Source organism: Shewanella sp. 10N.286.54.B9, from assembly GCF_041468565.1.
Lineage (GTDB): Bacteria > Pseudomonadota > Gammaproteobacteria > Enterobacterales > Shewanellaceae > Shewanella.
This window is the reverse complement of record NZ_JBFRIY010000037.1, coordinates 41,916-61,077: the sequence shown is the minus strand read 5'-3', so window position 1 is coordinate 61,077 and position 19,162 is coordinate 41,916. Positions and strand designations below refer to the sequence as shown.

General features: G+C 47.6%; 5 protein-coding genes. All 5 read left to right on the top strand.

What is annotated here, in order from left to right:
- The first annotated feature begins 124 nt into the window (after positions 1-124).
- The 5 genes from AB4135_RS13360 (at position 125) to pfaD (ending at position 19,144) form a co-directional block, all read left to right on the top strand.
- The gene (locus AB4135_RS13360; protein ID WP_371993591.1) at positions 125-991 is read left to right on the top strand and encodes a transcriptional regulator; all 867 of its coding nucleotides are present in this window, start codon (positions 125-127) and stop codon (positions 989-991) included.
- On the top strand, positions 991-9,204 hold the full coding sequence (locus AB4135_RS13355; protein WP_371993589.1) for a phosphopantetheine-binding protein: 8,214 nt from the start codon (positions 991-993) through the stop codon (positions 9,202-9,204). Before AB4135_RS13360 ends, AB4135_RS13355 begins: the two co-directional genes overlap by 1 nt.
- On the top strand, positions 9,204-11,444 hold the full coding sequence (locus AB4135_RS13350) for a PfaB family protein (protein ID WP_371993587.1): 2,241 nt from the start codon (positions 9,204-9,206) through the stop codon (positions 11,442-11,444). Before AB4135_RS13355 ends, AB4135_RS13350 begins: the two co-directional genes overlap by 1 nt.
- Positions 11,444-17,320, top strand: coding sequence for an eicosapentaenoate synthase subunit PfaC (pfaC, locus tag AB4135_RS13345; protein ID WP_371993585.1), 5,877 nt, complete (start codon positions 11,444-11,446; stop codon positions 17,318-17,320). The genes AB4135_RS13350 and pfaC overlap by 1 nt, the downstream gene beginning before the upstream one ends.
- Positions 17,321-17,515: 195 nt before the next feature.
- Entirely contained in the window at positions 17,516-19,144 is a 1,629-nt protein-coding gene (gene pfaD, locus AB4135_RS13340; protein ID WP_371993583.1) for an eicosapentaenoate synthase subunit PfaD, read from the top strand.
- Positions 19,145-19,162: the final 18 nt, after the last annotated feature.

Genomic DNA, 19,162 nt, shown 5'->3' with positions numbered 1-19,162 from the left:
CTGCACATCCATTGGTCAAAATATACTAGGTTAATTACCAGAAACATTGAACTGCCGAGCAGTTCATTAGTCATAAAAACGTAATTAAGTCCCAGTAGATTATTAACGGAAACCCGCTAAATAGATGGCAGAGCAAGTTAACACAGGCTTAAATTCGGCAGCGAGTAATCCGAATAAGTGTACGCAAAGCGCTACAGAAGCTCGGCACAGCAATGCCACCACGACTCCCGAGATGCGTCGATTCATTCAAGAATCTGACCTCAGTGTGAGTCAACTTTCCAAAGTGCTGAATATCAGCGAAGCCACTGTACGCAAATGGCGCAAGCGCGATTCGATAGAAAATACCCCAAACACACCGCATCACCTCAATACCACGCTAACGCCGCTACAAGAGTATGTTGTCGTCGGTTTGAGATACCAGCTGAAAATGCCACTTGATAAATTACTCACTGCAACGCAGAGATTTATTAACCCCAATGTGTCACGTTCAGGCTTAGCAAGATGTTTAAAGCGTTATGGAGTTTCACGTGTTAGCGATATTGAAAGCCCTAACGTACCGATGCGTTATTTTAACCAACTACCGATAACCCAAGGTAGTGATGTACAAACCTACACACTGCACTATGAAACACTGGCACAAACCTTGGCGTTGCCAAGCACAGATGCAGACAATGTGGTTCAGGTGGTTTCATTGACGATCCCGCCACAGTTGACCAATGAGCAACCCAGTTCAATCCTGCTTGGTATTGACCCCCATAGTGACTGGATCTACCTCGATATTTATCAAGATGGGAATACCCAAGCCACCAACAGATACATGGCCTATGTACTTAAACATGGGCCGTTTCACTTACGAAAGTTACTCGTCAGTAACTATCACAGTTTTATAGAGCGCTTTCCTGGTGCGACGCCAAATCGCCGTACCTCTACAGATAAGCCTAAAACAAACAACAAGACGCCTGAATGCCAGGCATCCACTGGAGACTCATAATGAGCCAGACCTCTAAACCTGAACAATCATCAGCATCAGAGCAAGCACAAGACTCGCAAGCTGATACTCGCTTAAATAAACGCTTAAAAGATATGCCGGTCGCGATTGTCGGCATGGCTAGCATCTTTGCTAACTCGCGCTACCTCAACAAGTTTTGGGATCTTATCAGCGAAAAGATTGATGCCATCACAGAGCTACCACCGACTCACTGGCAAAAAGAAGATTACTTTGATGCTAACAAGAGCACGCCAGATAAAAGTTACTGTAAACGCGGTGGTTTTCTACCGGATGTAGACTTCAATCCAATGGAGTTTGGCCTGCCGCCAAATATCCTAGAGTTGACTGATTCATCGCAGCTATTGTCATTGATTGTCGCTAAAGAAGTATTGGCTGACGCTAATCTACCTGAAGGCTATGACCGCGACAAAATCGGTATTACCTTAGGTGTTGGCGGCGGACAGAAGATCAGCCACAGCCTTACTGCTCGCCTGCAATACCCCGTCCTAAAGAAGGTCTTTGCCAATAGTGGTATTAGCGACGAAGACAGCGAAATGCTGATCAAAAAGTTCCAAGACCAATACGTACATTGGGAAGAAAACTCATTCCCTGGTTCATTAGGCAACGTTATTGCTGGTCGTATTGCCAACCGTTTTGATTTTGGCGGCATGAACTGTGTGGTTGATGCGGCTTGTGCAGGTTCTTTAGCAGCAATGCGCATGGCACTTAGCGAGCTGGTTGAAGGTCGCTCAGAGATGATGATCACTGGCGGTGTTTGTACCGACAATTCACCCTCTATGTACATGAGTTTTTCGAAGACTCCGGCATTCACTACCAACGAAACCATTCAACCGTTTGATATCGATTCAAAAGGGATGATGATTGGTGAAGGCATTGGCATGATAGCGCTTAAGCGTCTTGAAGATGCTGAACGCGATGGCGATAGAATTTACTCAGTCATTAAAGGTATTGGTTCATCATCAGATGGTAAGTTCAAATCCATCTATGCACCTCGCCCATCAGGACAAGCTAAAGCACTTAACCGTGCCTATGACGATGCCGGCTTTGCACCGCACACTCTTGGTTTAATTGAAGCTCATGGTACTGGAACCGCTGCAGGTGACGCCGCTGAATTTGCCGGTCTTTGCTCAGTGTTTAGTGAAGGCAACGACACTAAACAGCATATTGCGCTGGGCTCGGTTAAATCTCAAATTGGCCACACTAAATCAACTGCAGGTACAGCCGGACTGATTAAAGCCGCGTTAGCACTGCACCATAAAGTATTGCCAGCAACGATTAACGTCAGCCAGCCAAGTCCAAAGCTTGATATCGAAAACTCGCCATTTTACCTCAATACCGAAACGCGCCCATGGTTACCACGGGTAGACGGCACGCCGCGCCGTGCTGGTATCAGCTCGTTTGGTTTTGGTGGTACTAACTTCCACTTTGTACTAGAAGAGTACAATGCGGAGCACAGCCGCGATGATAGCGACAAAGCTAAATATCGTCAGCGTCAAGTCGCCCAAAGTTTCCTTGTTAGTGCTGCAACTAAAACAGCACTTATTAACGAACTAAATACATTAGCGACAGCAAGCACTGCAGCTGAGTTTAACCTTAAAGATACCGCTGCAAATTACGCTGTTCGTGAATTGGCCAATGATGCACCGCGTATTGGTCTGGTTGCTAATAGTGCTGCTGAGCTGGCAAGCTTTATCAAGCAAGCCCTATCAAAGTTAACCGCAAGCGATGACACACAATGGCAATTGCCTGGTGGTATTAGCTACCGCGCAGCCGCAATTGAAGGCAAAGTGGCAGCGTTGTTCGCCGGACAAGGTTCGCAGTACCTGAATATGGGACGCGACTTGGCTTGTTACTACCCAGAGATGCGTCAGCAACTGGTCACCGCAGATAAAGTATTTGCCGCCAATGACAAAACACCTTTGTCGCAAACCTTATATCCAAAGCCAGTATTCAATAAAGACGATGTCAAAGCACAAGAAGCACTGCTGACTAACACCGCCAATGCACAAAGTGCTATCGGTGCTATCTCAATGGGGCAATACGCGCTGTTCACTGCAGCTGGCTTTAATGCCGATATGGTGGCCGGTCACAGCTTTGGTGAGTTAAGTGCTTTATGCGCTGCAGGCGTCATCTCAACAGATGACTACTACAAGCTCGCTTTTGCCCGTGGCGATGCCATGGCAACTAAAGCCAAAACTAAAGACGGTCAAGACGCTGATTGCGGTGCCATGTTTGCGGTAATCCATAAAGCCGAAGATTTAGCCACACTAGAGAGCACTATCGCTAAATTTGATGGTGTTAAAGTGGCTAACTACAACGCACCGACTCAGTCGGTTATTGCAGGTCCAACAGCTAGCACCACTGATGCAGCTAAAGCCCTAAGCGATCTCGGTTACAAAGCAATTAACCTGCCCGTTTCAGGTGCTTTCCACACTGAGCTAGTAGGTCACGCACAAGCACCATTTGCCAAAGCGATTGACGGCGCTAAGTTTACTAAACCTAGCCGTGCACTCTATTCAAATGCTACTGGCACGCTACATGAAGCTACTGCAGCTAAGGTTAAGGCCTCGTTCAAGAAACATATGCTGCAATCAGTGCGTTTCACCGCTCAGCTAGAAGCGATGTTTGACGCTGGCGCTCGCGTATTCGTTGAATTTGGTCCAAAGAATATTTTGCAAAAACTAGTGCAAGGTACCTTGGCAAGCAAGTTAAACGAACTCAGCGTTGTTTCTATCAACCCAAATCCTAAAGGCGACAGCGACTTACAACTTAAGCAAGCGGCTGTTCATCTAGCCGTTGCTGGTGTACAGCTTGATAATATCGATCCGTACCAAGCCGATATCGCCGCGCCAGCCAAGCGTTCACCGATGAGTCTAACGTTAAATGCTGCCAACCATATTAGCCCTGCAACACGCACTAAAATGGCGAAGTCATTAGCAACAGGTACAGTGAAGAGCTCAACTATCATCGAAGAGAAAATCGTTGAGAAGGTGGTAGAGAAAGTGGTTGAAGTCGAAAAAATCGTTGAAGTGCCAACCATCATTGAAAAAGAAGTTGAAAAGATCGTGGAGATTGCCGTACCAATGTCTAATGAACATGTAGTGTCTACTGCCCCAGTTCAAAATAATTTCGTTGCTTCAAATGCAAGCGCTCCAAGTGTAAGCGTGAGCACTGATGCCTTAAGTCAGTTCTTTGCTGCACAGCAACAAGCGGCCGAGTTACATCAGCAGTTCCTCAGCATCCCACAGCAATATGGTGAAACTTTCACTACCTTGATGGCTGAACAAACAAAACTTGCAGGCGCTGGGGTTGCATTACCTGAAAGCTTACAGCGCTCAATGGAGCAGTTTCACCAGCTTCAAGCGCAAACAGTTCAAAGCCATACTCAGTTTTTAGAGATGCAAGCTGGCAATAACAATGCCGCGCTAAACATGCTTAATGGTACTGCGACAGTGATCACCGCACAGCCGTTACAAGCAGCAGTGCAGAGACCTCAGCAAGTCGTTCAACAGGCCACAGTTTCAGCACCAGTCGTTTCTGCACCAGCAGTAACGACTCCAGCTGCAGCCTCTGTTGCGGTTGCTCCAGTTGTTAACAATACTCCGGCGCCAGTTCAACAAGCCGTTGCAACACACATTCAAGCCGTTGCTAAAGCGGCTGAAGCTGCACCAGTAGTCGCTGCGCCGTCATCTGCACCAGCTGTGCCAGTGAGTAATAGCGCAGCAGCTGTTCTTAGCGCAGAGAAGGTTCAAGCAACCATGCTTGAAGTGGTCGCTGAGAAAACTGGCTACCCTACAGAGATGCTTGAACTTGAAATGGACATGGAAGCCGATTTAGGTATCGACTCTATCAAACGAGTAGAAATTCTCGGTACAGTGCAAGATGAGCTTCCAGGTCTACCTGAGCTTAGCCCTGAAGATTTGGCCGAGTGTCGTACACTGGGCGAAATCGTTAGCTACATGAACAGCAAACTCTCTACAACTGCCGCCGCAGGCGCTACTGGCGTTTCATCTGCAGGTGCAGCGCCTCAAGTTGCTACTGCCGAGACAGCCCTGAGCGCACAAAAAGTCCAGGCGACCATGATGTCAGTGGTTGCAGAGAAGACCGGCTACCCAACAGAGATGTTAGAGCTTGAGATGGATATGGAAGCCGATTTAGGCATCGATTCTATCAAGCGTGTAGAAATTCTTGGTACTGTTCAAGATGAGCTTCCAGGTCTACCTGAGCTGAGCCCTGAAGATTTGGCTGAGTGCCGTACTCTGGGCGAAATCGTTAGCTATATGAACAGCAAACTCTCTACAACTGCCGCCGCAGGCGCTACTGGCGTTTCATCTGCAGGTGCAGCGCCTCAAGTTGCTACTGCCGAGACAGCCCTGAGCGCGGAGACAGCCCTGAGCGCGCAAAAAGTCCAAGCTACCATGATGTCTGTGGTTGCCGAAAAGACTGGCTACCCAACAGAGATGTTAGAGCTTGAAATGGATATGGAAGCCGATTTAGGTATCGACTCTATCAAGCGTGTTGAGATCTTAGGTACTGTACAAGATGAGCTTCCTGGTCTACCTGAACTTAATCCTGAAGATTTAGCTGAGTGTCGCACACTGGGCGAGATCGTTAGCTATATGAACAGCAAGCTCTCTACTAATACAAGTGCCGCCGCAGGCGCTGCTGGCGTTTCATCTGCAGGTGCAGCGCCTCAAGTTGCTACTGCCGAGACAGCCCTGAGCGCGCAAAAAGTACAAGCCACTATGATGTCAGTAGTCGCAGACAAAACCGGTTACCCAACAGAGATGCTAGAACTCAGCATGGACATGGAAGCCGATTTAGGTATCGACTCTATCAAGCGTGTTGAGATCTTAGGTACTGTGCAAGATGAGCTTCCAGGCCTGCCTGAGCTTAATCCTGAAGATTTAGCTGAGTGTCGTACACTAGGCGAGATCGTTAGCTATATGAACAGCAAGCTCTCTACAACTACCGCTGAAGGCTCTACTAATACCAGCGCCGCTGCGCCAACGACTAATGGTCTGAGCGCGCAAAAAGTACAAGCTACCATGATGTCAGTTGTTGCTGACAAAACCGGCTACCCAACAGAGATGCTTGAGCTAAGCATGGACATGGAAGCCGACCTTGGTATCGACTCTATCAAGCGAGTCGAAATTCTAGGTACTGTGCAAGATGAGCTACCTGGTTTACCTGAACTTAATCCAGAAGATTTAGCTGAGTGCCGCACTTTGGGTGAAATCGTTAGCTACATGAACTCGAAACTTTCTACAAGTGCTGCTGAAGGCTCTCTACAAGCTGAAGGCTCTATACAAGCTGAAGGCTCTGCGCCACAAGTGAGTGCAGCAGCTAATGGCCTATCTGCCGAGAAAGTGCAAGGCACTATGATGTCAGTGGTCGCTGAGAAGACCGGTTACCCAACAGAGATGCTTGAACTGAGCATGGACATGGAAGCCGATTTAGGTATCGACTCCATCAAACGAGTGGAAATTCTAGGAACAGTGCAGGATGAGCTACCAGGTTTACCTGAGCTAAATCCAGAAGACTTGGCAGAGTGTCGCACACTAGGCGAAATCGTTGCATACATGAACGCTAAACTGGCCAATGCTAGCAATGCAGCAACTGCTGTCATCGCTGACGCAGTTAAATCAGTCGCTGACACAGTAACATCTTCTCTTGAGCTTCCTCCTCATAGCGAGGTAGCGCTAAAAAAGCTTAATGCGGCGGATCAAATTGTTGATTGCTTCGCCGCAGACGCAACTGTAGTGATCACAGATGATGGTCATAACGCAGGCGTACTTGCTGAGAAACTATCAAAACAAGCCCTTAAAGTCGCAGTAGTTCGCCTGCCAAAAGGCGCAGCTCAATCACCGCTCAATAGTGATATCGCGAGCTTCCAAGCAGATAGCCTTGATGAAGCAGGGATCAACGCAGTTATCACTAAAATTGAGCAGCAACTAGGCGTGATTAGTGGCTTTATCCACCTGCAACCACAAGCTGATAACAATAGCGTAAATGATGCGATTAACTTGAGTAGCGAAAGTTTCACTCACGTTAGCCAAGTATTCCTTTGGGCTAAGCTGTTACAGTCAAAGCTAAACGTAACAAGTGATAAGCGTCGCAGCTTTATCAGCGTTAGCCGTATCGATGGTGGTTTTGGTTACTTAGACACTAAACAGCTGCAAGATGCTGAGCTAAACCAAGCTGCATTAGCAGGGTTAACTAAAACGCTGAGCCATGAATGGCCAACGGTTTTTTGTCGTGCGCTAGACGTTGCACCGAGTTTAGACGCAACTCACTTAGCCGATGCGATTGCTAACGAGTTATTCGATAGTGTGACTAATCTGCCAGAAGTGGGCGTAGCCGCTGACGCCAAAGGTAAAGTTACACGCTCAACCTTAATTGCAGGTGATGCAAGCCGTAAACATGCCGCCGCGGAACTCAATCGCACAGATAAAGTACTCGTGACCGGCGGCGCAAAAGGGGTGACCTTTGAATGTGCCTTAGCACTGGCTAAGCGCACTCAGTCGCATTTCATCCTTGCAGGCCGCAGTGAACTACAGGCGATTCCAGCTTGGGCGACGGGCAAACAGGTTAGCGAGCTAAAACCTGCTGCTATTGCACATATTATCTCTACAGGCAGCAAGCCGACACCTAAACAGGTAGAAGCACTAGTCTGGACAGTGAAGAGCTCTATCGAGATTAATACTGCCCTAGCAGCATTTAATCAAGTGGGCGCAAGCGCCGAGTATGTCAGCATGGATGTGACCGATACTGCCGCAATTACTGCAGCACTAAACGGTCGCTCAGCTGAGATAACCGGCCTTATCCACGGTGCCGGCGTACTGGCTGATAAGCATATTCAAGACAAAACACTTGAAGAGCTTGCCCGGGTTTATGGCACTAAAGTCAACGGTCTTAAAGCACTGCTTGCTGCACTTGAGCCGAGTAAAGTTAAATTGTTAGCAATGTTCTCGTCTGCTGCAGGATTTTACGGTAATACCGGACAGAGCGATTACGCTATGTCTAACGACATTCTTAACAAGGCTGCATTGCAATTCACTGCACGTCACCCACAAGCTAAAGTCATGAGCTTTAACTGGGGTCCTTGGGATGGTGGCATGGTTACCGATGCGCTGAAGAAGATGTTTACCGAGCGCGGTGTATACGTCATCCCACTAAAAGCAGGAGCAGAACTCTTTGCCACTCAGCTATTAAGTGAAACGGGTGCACAACTGCTTATTGGTACATCAATGCAAGGTGGAACTGACACTCAAGAGGCTGCATCAGTAAAAAAGCTTAATGCGGGTGAGGTGCAAAGCGCACTGATCCCGCTAGCACCACTGTCTTTAACAAGAGCCTTAGATCCTAATGCAATGGTCTTTATTCAAGACCACCGCATTAGCGGTAACCCTGTGCTGCCCACTGTATGCGCAATACAGTGGATGCGTGAAGCTGCCAGTGAGATGCTTGGCGCTCAAGTTAGAGTGGTTGATTATAAGCTACTAAAAGGGATCATCTTCGACAGCAGTGATGTTCAAGAGATGACACTAACGCTAACGCCAAGCGGCAACGACCAAATGATAGCGTTAATCAGCAGTCAAGGACGTCCGCAATATAAAGCGACTTTAGCCCGCGCAGAAAGCATTGATGATACGCCATCAAAGGTATTTAGCGAACTGGGTAAAGCGGTGACCACAGCTGCTGAGCTTTATAGCAACGGTAGCCTGTTCCATGGGCCACGTTTGCAAGGCATACAGCAGGTGTTCAATTTTGATGATACGGGCCTGATTGCTAAGTGTCAGTTGCCACTGGTCAGCGATACTGATTGCGGTCAATTTGTTGCAAGCAGTCATCTTGGTGGCAGCCAGCCCTTTGCTGAAGACTTGCTACTGCAAGCGATGCTCGTATGGGCAAGACTGAAGTACGGCGCAGCAAGCCTGCCATCAACTATCGGTGAGTTTATCTCTCACAAGCCACTGGCATTTGGTGACAAGGCGATACTGGCGCTAGAGGTGGTTAAGACGAGTGCTCGCTCACTTGAGGCTAACGTTGCGCTTTACCATGAAAATGGTGAACTAAGTGCAATGGTGAAAGGGGCGAAAGTCACGATCAGTAAGAACCTCAATAGTGCTTTCTTAAATGAAGCCGCCGTGAGTGACAAAGATAAAGCCTTGAGCACTGGAGAGCAGCCATAATGGCCAATTTGACAGCCAGTGCTACTCGCTCAAGCGATCAGGTTATCAAGAGTGAGATGCCACTGCGCATCGCACTCTTGGTGCTGCCTGCACCACTAGACTTAAGCGGAAATGTTGAACAAACATCAGAGCTTATTTCTGTGCTATTGCCTGAGTTACATAGCTCAAAGTTATTACAGACATCAGAGCTTGTCTCAATCAAAGTCGACGACTTTGAAACTAACTTAACCGCCACTATCGATGCGATAGAACAAGGCAAAATAGTGCAAATTTATACAGCGACCAGTTCGCTGTTAATGATGCATGCACTTAAAGCTGCGCAAAATAGGGTTCACCCCCACGCTCAGCTTGCAGCAATGCAGATAAGTTCATTGACTCAGTCTGCGTCAACAGTGCTTGCAGACTCATGCATGAATAATGCATTGAGCCAAGCCAAGCGTCAGCCTGACAGTGTCAGTAAACGTATCGATTTGCCCGAGCTTGATAGCACACAGCAGTTTAATGCCGTGTGTGAACTGATTAAAGATCTCGCCTCTCGTACACATCACAGAGCGCCTGATTCGATTAGTGCTAAACAAGCTGCAAGTCACTACTGGTTTACTGAGCACCATCAAGCACGTGTGATGGCTATTAATTTAACTAATACAGTAGAAAGCACAGCAACAAACACGACAAGCTGTATTAGCTTCATCGTATCTCAAGGTACTGGCTTTATCGCAGCCAAGTCGATAATTGATAGCAAGCGATTACAGTTTATTGTCAGTGCTAATAGTGAAGCTGAATTGCTTGGCCAGCTTAGCAAAATAGAATCTAAGCTCATTACAGAAGCTGATCCACTACTGACGCTTATGCGCGATAACCTTATCGCCTATGAAAAGCAGCATAGTGATAAAGCCGTAATCGATAAATATGCTATTACCCTGCAGGCAAGCTCAGTTGAAGCCATGCTGCAAGAGCTTAAAGCCATGGCCGATGCTCTGCCTAAGATCATCAGTGAGCAAGGTCAGTACCGTACCCCAGCAGGAAGCTACTTTACCGCTAACGCCTTAGGCACCGTCGAGCAAAATGGTTTAGCGTTTGTTTACCCGGGTGTAGGTACAGTCTATAGCGATATGTTCAGCCAGTTGCACCGATACTTTCCTTCTCTCTATGCCAAGCTTGAGCGAGAAGGTGATTTAAAGTCGATGTTTCAAGCCGATGCTATCTACCATTTAGACACTAAAGTGACGCCAGCTTTACCCCTAGGCGACTTAGCGATTGCCGGTGTAGGGAGCAGCTACTTGCTGACTCAGTTACTGGTTAACGCATTTAATGTCACCCCACGTTTCGCGCTCGGTTACTCTATGGGCGAAGCATCAATGTGGGCAAGTCTTGGTGTTTGGAGCGATCCACACGCCTTAATTGAAAAGACTAAAACCGACCCGCTCTTTACCAGTGCAATTTCGGGCAAGCTAACGGCGGTTCGTCAAGCGTGGCAGCTTGGTAACACCAGTCCTGATATCGTGTGGAATAGCTTCGTTGTGCGCTCTGATGCGAAAACTATTGAAGCACTTCTGCCTGAGTTTCCACGCGCTTACCTTGCCATAGTTCAAGGCGATACCTGCGTGATTGCAGGTTGTGAAATCCAGTGCCGCGAATTATTAACACGAATGAAAAAACGCGGCATTGCTGCCAATAGAGTCACTGCAATGCACACTGCTCCCGCAATGGAAGAGCATAGCAATGTCGAGCAGTTTTACATACAACCGCTACTCGAATCACTACCTACTGATATCAAGTTTATTAGTGCTGCTTCTGGTGAGGGTACGGTATCAAACGCAACAGATAGCCTAGATAGTCAAGTCATTGCGCGTTCCATTGCCGACACTTTCTGCAACACCTTAGACTTTACAGCGCTTATCCATAGCGCTCAAAAGCAAGGCGCGACATTATTTGTCGAGCTAGGTGCAGATAGGCAAAACTGCACCCTTATCGACAAAATTACCAAACAAGACCGTCAATGTGGCAGCAAGTCGTCAGACTTTCCATGCTGTACTGTGCCAACAAATGCCAAAGGCGGTGACGATATCACCACTTTACTTAAGGCATTAGGCCAGCTCATTAGTCATCGAGTTCCACTGTCAGTCACTCCACTTATCGATGGATTACATCGTGAAATAGCGCTGGCTCATTTAGCCACTAGCGTGAAAACGGTTGAGAGTGAATTGCAGTCAAACCTAACATTACAAGGGGAAGTCTAATGTCTTCTTCAGACAAAAATACTAGCTCTAAACAGAGCAAGATTGCCATTGTCGGTTTAGCTACGTTGTACCCAGATGCTAAAAGCCCACAGCAATTTTGGCAAAACTTACTCGATAAACGAGATTCGCGTAGCACCTTGACCGATAAAAAGCTTGGCGCCAACAGTGTCGATTATCAGGGTATACAGGGAGAGTCAGACCGTTTCTACTGCGATAAAGGCGGTTACATTGAAAACTTCAGCTTTGATTCAGCAGGCTATAAGCTCGCAGCAAATAGCCTTGAAAGTTTAGACAACAGCTTTCTATGGGCACTCGATACTAGCCGCAAAGCACTCGCTGATGCGGGTATTGCCCTTAACAATGACGACTTGCTTGCGCGAACTGGCGTTATTATGGGTGCGCTATCTTTCCCAACCGAGCGCTCCAACGACCTGTTCTTGCCGATTTATCACAGCGCAGTAGAAAAAGCGTTGCAAGATAAGCTTGGCAGCCAAAACTTCAAGTTAAGCGCCACTAATGCTGCGAGCCCGCGCGCGACTAACGAGTCCAGCCTAGATACGGCTAATGGCGCCATAGCCCACAACACCTCTAAAGTAGTTGCCGATGCCCTTGGGCTTGGCAGTGCTCAGCTAAGCCTCGACGCTGCTTGTGCAAGCTCGGTTTACTCACTTAAACTTGCCTGTGATTACTTAAGCACTGGCAAAGCCGATGTGATGCTTGCTGGCGCCGTATCAGGTGCTGACCCATTCTTTATCAACATGGGATTCTCTATCTTCCACGCTTATCCCGATCATGGTGTATCTGTGCCATTTGATGGCGACAGTAAGGGTTTATTTGCTGGTGAAGGTGCAGGTGTATTAGTCCTTAAGCGCCTTGAAGATGCAGAACGTGACAACGACAAAATCTATGCGGTTGTTAGCGGCGTCGGTTTATCCAATGATGGCAAAGGCCAGTTTGTATTAAGTCCAAACCCTAAAGGTCAGGTCAAAGCTTTTGAACGTGCTTATGCCGCTAGTGATATAGAGCCTAAAGATATTGAAGTGATTGAGTGTCACGCAACTGGCACACCATTGGGTGACAAAATTGAACTCACCTCAATGGAAACCTTTTTTGAAGATAAGCTGCAAGGTAGCAGTGCCCCGCTTATCGGCTCAGCTAAATCAAACTTAGGTCATCTACTCACTGCTGCTGGCATGCCGGGGATCATGAAGATGATCTTTGCCATGAAAGAAGGTCTATTGCCACCGAGCATTAATATCAGCGACGCTATCTCGTCACCGAATCAGTTATTTGGTCAAGCGACCATGCCAAACCTTGTACAAGGCTGGCCTGATAAACCTTCTAATAGTCATTTGGGTGTAAAAACTCGCCACGCTGGCGTGTCTGTATTTGGTTTTGGCGGCTGTAACGCTCACCTATTACTTGAGTCTTACACACAAAAATCGGCACCAACCCAATCCCAAAGTTCAGCGGTCACAGCAGCAACACCTGCACCATTGAAAATAGTTGGCCTCAGTTCGCACTTTGGACCTTTAAGCACCATTAACCAGCTCGACAGTGCTATTGCTAATAACAGTGATGCATTTATTGAGCTACCAGAAAAGCGCTGGAAAGGTTTAGAGAAACACCCTGAGTTACTGGCACAGTTTGGTCTTAACGCTGCGCCGAAAGGGGCTTACGTTGATAACTTTGAGCTAGATTTCTTACGTTTTAAACTGCCACCAAACGAAGACGATCGTCTGATCTCACAGCAACTAATGTTGATGCGAGTCACCGATGAAGCGATTCGTGATGCCAAGTTACAAGCGGGCCAAAAGGTGGCAGTGTTGGTGGCGATGGAAACAGAGCTTGAGCTGCATCAGTTCCGCGGCCGAGTAAACTTGCATACTCAGCTGCAACAAAGCTTAGCCGCATTAGGCGTTAACCTAAGTGATGACGAATACCAAGCACTTGAAGCTATCGCCATGGACAGCGTACTAGACGCTGCCAAGCTGAATCAATACACCAGCTTTATTGGCAACATTATGGCATCTCGCGTGTCATCTCTGTGGGATTTTAATGGCCCAGCCTTTACTATTTCGGCGGCTGAACAATCGGTCAGTCGTTGTATTGATGTCGCCCAAAATCTTATTGCCGAAGACAACCTTGATGCAGTCGTGATTGCCGCAGTCGACTTATCAGGCAGCTTTGAGCAGGTTATCTTAAAGAACAACATCGCCCCAGTCGCCATGACACCAACGGGTAATGCTACTGCGCAAGCTAACTGGAACGTTGGTGAAGGTGCTGGTGCAGTCGTGTTAGTCAAAGATGAAAGCACATCAGGTCGCGCATACGGGCAGATTGATGCGCTGGCATTTGGCCATGCACAGCAACTGCCGCAAGTGACCGATAAACTACTGACACAAACTGCAACCAACAACGCCAGCATCAATGTTGTTGAAACCAATGTCGCACCAGGCAGCTTAACCACAAACGTGACATTGAGTAACAGTTTTGAGAACGCCGTTGCCACCAGCGCCGACAATCGTATCGGCCACTGCTTTGCCGCTGCAGGTATGGCAAGTTTACTCCATGGATTATTGAGTGCATCTCGCAACGCAGCAGCAAGTAACAAAGCGCTGATCACCAATGTGAGTGAAAACCAAGCTTCTCAATTATTGATTAGCCAAAGCCAGAGCGAGCAGCAAGCATTGGCTGCACGCCTAGCCAATGAGCTTAAGTCGGACGCAAAACATCAGTTAGTAAAGCAAGTCACTTTAGGTGGTCGCGATATCTACCAACATATCTACGACACACCGCTAGCGAGCTTGGCTGCAATAAAGAACAAACTGGCAAATGGTGCAGTATCCACCCTGCCCCAGCAACCAAACAAACCAATGGTAGTTAGAGCGCAACAGACAGCTCAGCTTTCAACCTTACCTATGAGTGCAACAGGCAGAACTGTTCAACAAACAGCTACTGTTGCCACTCAAGCATTAGGCACTTCAACTATGACGACTCAAGTTAAACCAACTCAAGCTGCACCCGTTGTTAACACTGCAATAGATGTATCTGCAGGTGACTTAGCTGCATTCCAACAGAATCAGCAATTAGCCCAGCAAGCACATCACGCATTCCTTAAGAGCCGCTCTGCGGGTATGCAAGTTGCCGACGCGCTATTAAAGCAACAACTTGCTCAAGTAACGGGACAAACAGCAGCAGCGCCAACGGTTACAGCAACAGCTCCAACAGCCGTTGCTCCTGTTGCGGTGCCAGTGAATGTTATCGCTCCCGATCACGCCAACGTGCCACCTTATATCGCGCCAACGCCAGCACTGAAGCCTTGTATCTGGAACTACGCCGACTTAGTGGAATACGCAGAGGGCGACATTGCTAATGTATTTGGCAATGATTACGCAATAATCGATAGCTACTCACGCCGCGTTCGCCTGCCAACCACTGATTACCTGTTGGTATCGCGAGTGACAAAGCTTGATGCGACTATGAACGAGTTTAAACCTTGTTCAATGACCACTGAATATGACATCCCAGTCGACGCGCCTTATTTGGTTGATGGTCAGATCCCGTGGGCGGTTGCGGTTGAATCAGGTCAATGTGACTTGATGTTGATCAGCTACTTAGGTATCGACTTTGAAAACAAAGGTGAACGCGTTTATCGTCTACTAGATTGTACCCTCACCTTCTTGGGCGACTTGCCTCGCGGTGGTGATACCCTGCGTTACGATATTAAGATCAACAACTATGCCCGTAACGGAGAAACTTTGTTGTTCTTCTTCTCTTACGAGTGTTTTGTTGGCGATACCATGATCCTGAAGATGGATGGCGGTTGTGCAGGCTTCTTCACTGATGAAGAGCTGGCCGACGGTAAAGGGGTTATTCGCACTGAAGACGAAATTAAAGCGCGCAGCTTAGCGGTGAAGAAAACCTTTAATCCTCTGCTTGATTGCCCTAAAACCAGCTTTAGCTACCCTGAAATCCACAAGCTATTAACGGCAGATATCGAAGGTTGTTTTGGCGCGAGCCATAAGGGTAATGCTCAACCATCACTTTGCTTCGCATCAGAGAAATTCTTGATGATTGAGCAGGTAAGTAAAGTTGAGCGCAATGGTGGCACATGGGGCTTAGGCTTGATTGAGGGTCATAAGCAACTTGAAGCTAACCATTGGTACTTCCCTTGTCACTTCCAAGGTGATCAGGTGATGGCAGGCTCATTAATGGCTGAAGGTTGTGGTCAGTTACTGCAGTTCTATATGCTGCACCTTGGTATGCACACCCAAACTAACAATGGTCGGTTCCAGCCACTAGAAAATGCTTCACAGCAAGTACGTTGTCGTGGGCAAGTATTGCCGCAATCTGGTGTTTTGACCTACCGCATGGAAGTCACTGAAATTGGCTTTAATCCGCAGCCTTATGCCAAAGCCAATATTGATATCTTGCTTAACGGCAAAGCCGTGGTGGATTTCCAAAACTTAGGTGTGATGATCAAAGAGGAAGATGAGTGTACTCGTTACCCGCATCTTACGACAAACACTGAGCAAGCATCTGCTACGGCAGGTCATCACGCATCTGTTAAAAGTGTGCCTGCGGCGTCTCGCAATAAAGGCTACCAAGCTGCATCGGTTAATGCTCCATTGATGGCGCAAATCCCCGACCTGACTAAAGCGCCTAACAAAGGTGTGATCCCAATTTCACACGTGGAAGCCCCCATCACACCAGACTATCCAAACCGTGTACCCGATACCGTGCCATTTACGCCGTATCACATGTTTGAGTTTGCCACGGGTAATATTGAAAATTGCTTCGGCCCTGAGTTCTCTATCTACCGCGGCATGATCCCACCACGTACTCCGTGTGGCGATCTGCAAGTGACTACCCGTGTTATCGAAGTGAACGGTAAGCGCGGCGACTTTAAAAAGCCATCATCATGTATCGCTGAATATGAAGTGCCGACAGATGCTTGGTATTTTGATAAAAACAGCCACCAAGCAGTAATGCCTTACTCCATTTTGATGGAGATTTCACTGCAGCCAAATGGCTTTATCTCTGGCTACATGGGTACAACTCTTGGCTTCCCTGGGCTTGAATTGTTTTTCCGTAACTTAGATGGTAGCGGTGAGCTACTACGTGAAGTCGATTTGCGCGGCAAGACTATTCGCAATGACTCACGCTTGCTATCAACAGTGATGGCAGGTACCAACATCATTCAGAGCTTTAGCTTCGAGCTAAGCACCGATGGTGAGCCCTTCTACCGCGGCAGCGCAGTGTTTGGTTACTTTAAAGGTGACGCACTAAAAGACCAACTTGGTCTTGATAACGGTAAAGTGACTCAACCTTGGCATGTCGCTAACGGTGTTGCAGCAACAACCACTGTTAACCTGCTGGATAAGAGCTGTCGTCATTTCAATGCCCCAGCAAGTCAACCACACTACCGCCTAGCGGGTGGTCAGCTGAACTTTATCGACAGTGTTGAAATTGTTGATAATGGCGGTACAGAGGGCTTAGGTTACCTATACGCCGAGCGCACTATTGACCCTAGTGATTGGTTCTTCCAGTTTCATTTCCATCAAGATCCTGTCATGCCAGGCTCCTTAGGTGTTGAAGCTATTATCGAAACCATGCAGACTTATGCTATCAGTAAAGATCTAGGCGCTGGATTTAACAATCCTAAGTTTGGTCAAATACTCTCGAACATCAAGTGGAAGTACCGTGGTCAGATCAACCCATTGAACAAGCAGATGTCGATGGATGTCAGTATCACCTCTGTTAAAGATGAAAATGGCAAGAAAGTCATCACCGGTAATGCAAGCCTAAGTAAAGATGGTCTGCGCATATACGAAGTGTTTGATATTGCAATATCGATCGAAGAATCTGTTTGAATCTGAGTGAATGACTGGCTATTTTACTCAATTTCTGTGTCAAAAGTGCTCACCTATTAGCATAGGCTGCGCGCTTTTTCCTAGAAATTGAGCAAAATTATCTGCGTCCTAACTCGATTTAATAATAATTTATTTAAAGAAAAGAATAGCTAAGAGCCGCGGGCTCAAAACAAATGATTAAGGGTCTTAAATATAATGAATCCTACAACAACTAATGAAATGCTATCTCCGTGGCCTTGGCTGGTCACCGACACCAACATCAGCTTTGATGTTGCCGTGATGGAGCAACAGCTAAAAGACTTCAGCCGTGGCTGTTATGTAGTAAATCATAGTGACAAAGGCATTGGCATCGCGCAAACAGCAGAACTCGTCGCTGACCAAGCCGCTAACAGCAATAGCCTACCTGTTGCCGCTTTCACCCCTGCACTCGGTACAGAAAGCTTAGGCGACAGTAATTTCCGCCGCGTTCACGGGGTAAAATACGCTTACTACGCAGGCGCAATGGCAAATGGGATCTCTTCTGAAGAGTTAGTGATTGCGCTCGGCCAAGCGGGTATTTTGTGTTCATTTGGCGCTGCAGGACTTATCCCAAGCCGCGTTGAAGCCGCTATTAACCGTATTCAAGCCGCGCTGCCAAATGGCCCGTACATGTTTAACCTTATTCATAGCCCAAGCGAGCCTGCATTAGAGCGTGGCAGTGTTGAGCTATTTTTAAAACATAAGGTGCACACCGTTGAAGCGTCAGCATTTTTGGGCTTAACGCCGCAAATCGTCTATTACCGTGCAGCAGGTCTAAGCCGTGATGCGCAAGGTAATGTCGTTGTCGCCAATAAAGTTATCGCAAAAGTGAGCCGCACCGAAGTCGCTGAAAAGTTCATGATGCCGGCCCCAGCAAAGATGCTGCAAAAGCTTGTAGATGAAGGCTCTATCACGCCAGAACAGATGGAATTGGCGCAACTTGTACCGATGGCAGATGATATTACCGCTGAAGCCGATTCAGGCGGCCATACCGATAACCGCCCTTTAGTCACTCTTTTGCCAACTATCTTGGCGCTAAAAGAGGAGATCCAAGCTAAATATCAATATCCAACACCTATTCGTGTTGGTTGTGGTGGCGGTGTTGGAACGCCTGATGCGGCGCTAGCAACCTTTAATATGGGCGCAGCCTATATCGTAACGGGCTCTGTCAACCAAGCCTGTGTTGAAGCGGGCGCAAGTGAACACACTCGTAAACTACTGTCGACCACAGAGATGGCCGATGTGACTATGGCTCCAGCAGCGGATATGTTCGAGATGGGCGTGAAACTGCAAGTGGTTAAGCGCGGTACCTTGTTCCCAATGCGTGCCAACAAACTTTACGAGCTCTACACTCGTTATGACTCAATAGAAGCGATTCCAGCTGATGAACGTGAAAAGCTTGAGAAACAAGTCTTCCGTTCGACCCTTGATGATATTTGGGCTGGAACCGTCGCACACTTTAACGAGCGAGATCCTAAGCAAATTGAACGTGCGGCAGGTAACCCAAAGCGTAAAATGGCACTGATTTTCCGCTGGTATCTAGGACTCTCTAGCCGCTGGTCAAACTCAGGTGAAGCCGGCCGTGAAATGGACTACCAAATTTGGGCTGGTCCTGCTTTAGGCGCCTTTAACCAGTGGGCAAAAGGCAGTTATTTAGACAACTACCAAGATCGTAATGCCGTCGACGTTGCTAAGCATCTAATGTATGGCGCAGCATATCTTAATCGCGTAAATAGCTTAACCTCACAAGGCGTTAAGCTACCGACACAGTTGTTACGCTGGAAGCCGACGCAACGTATGGCTTAATGCTAGGTGCTAGGTGCT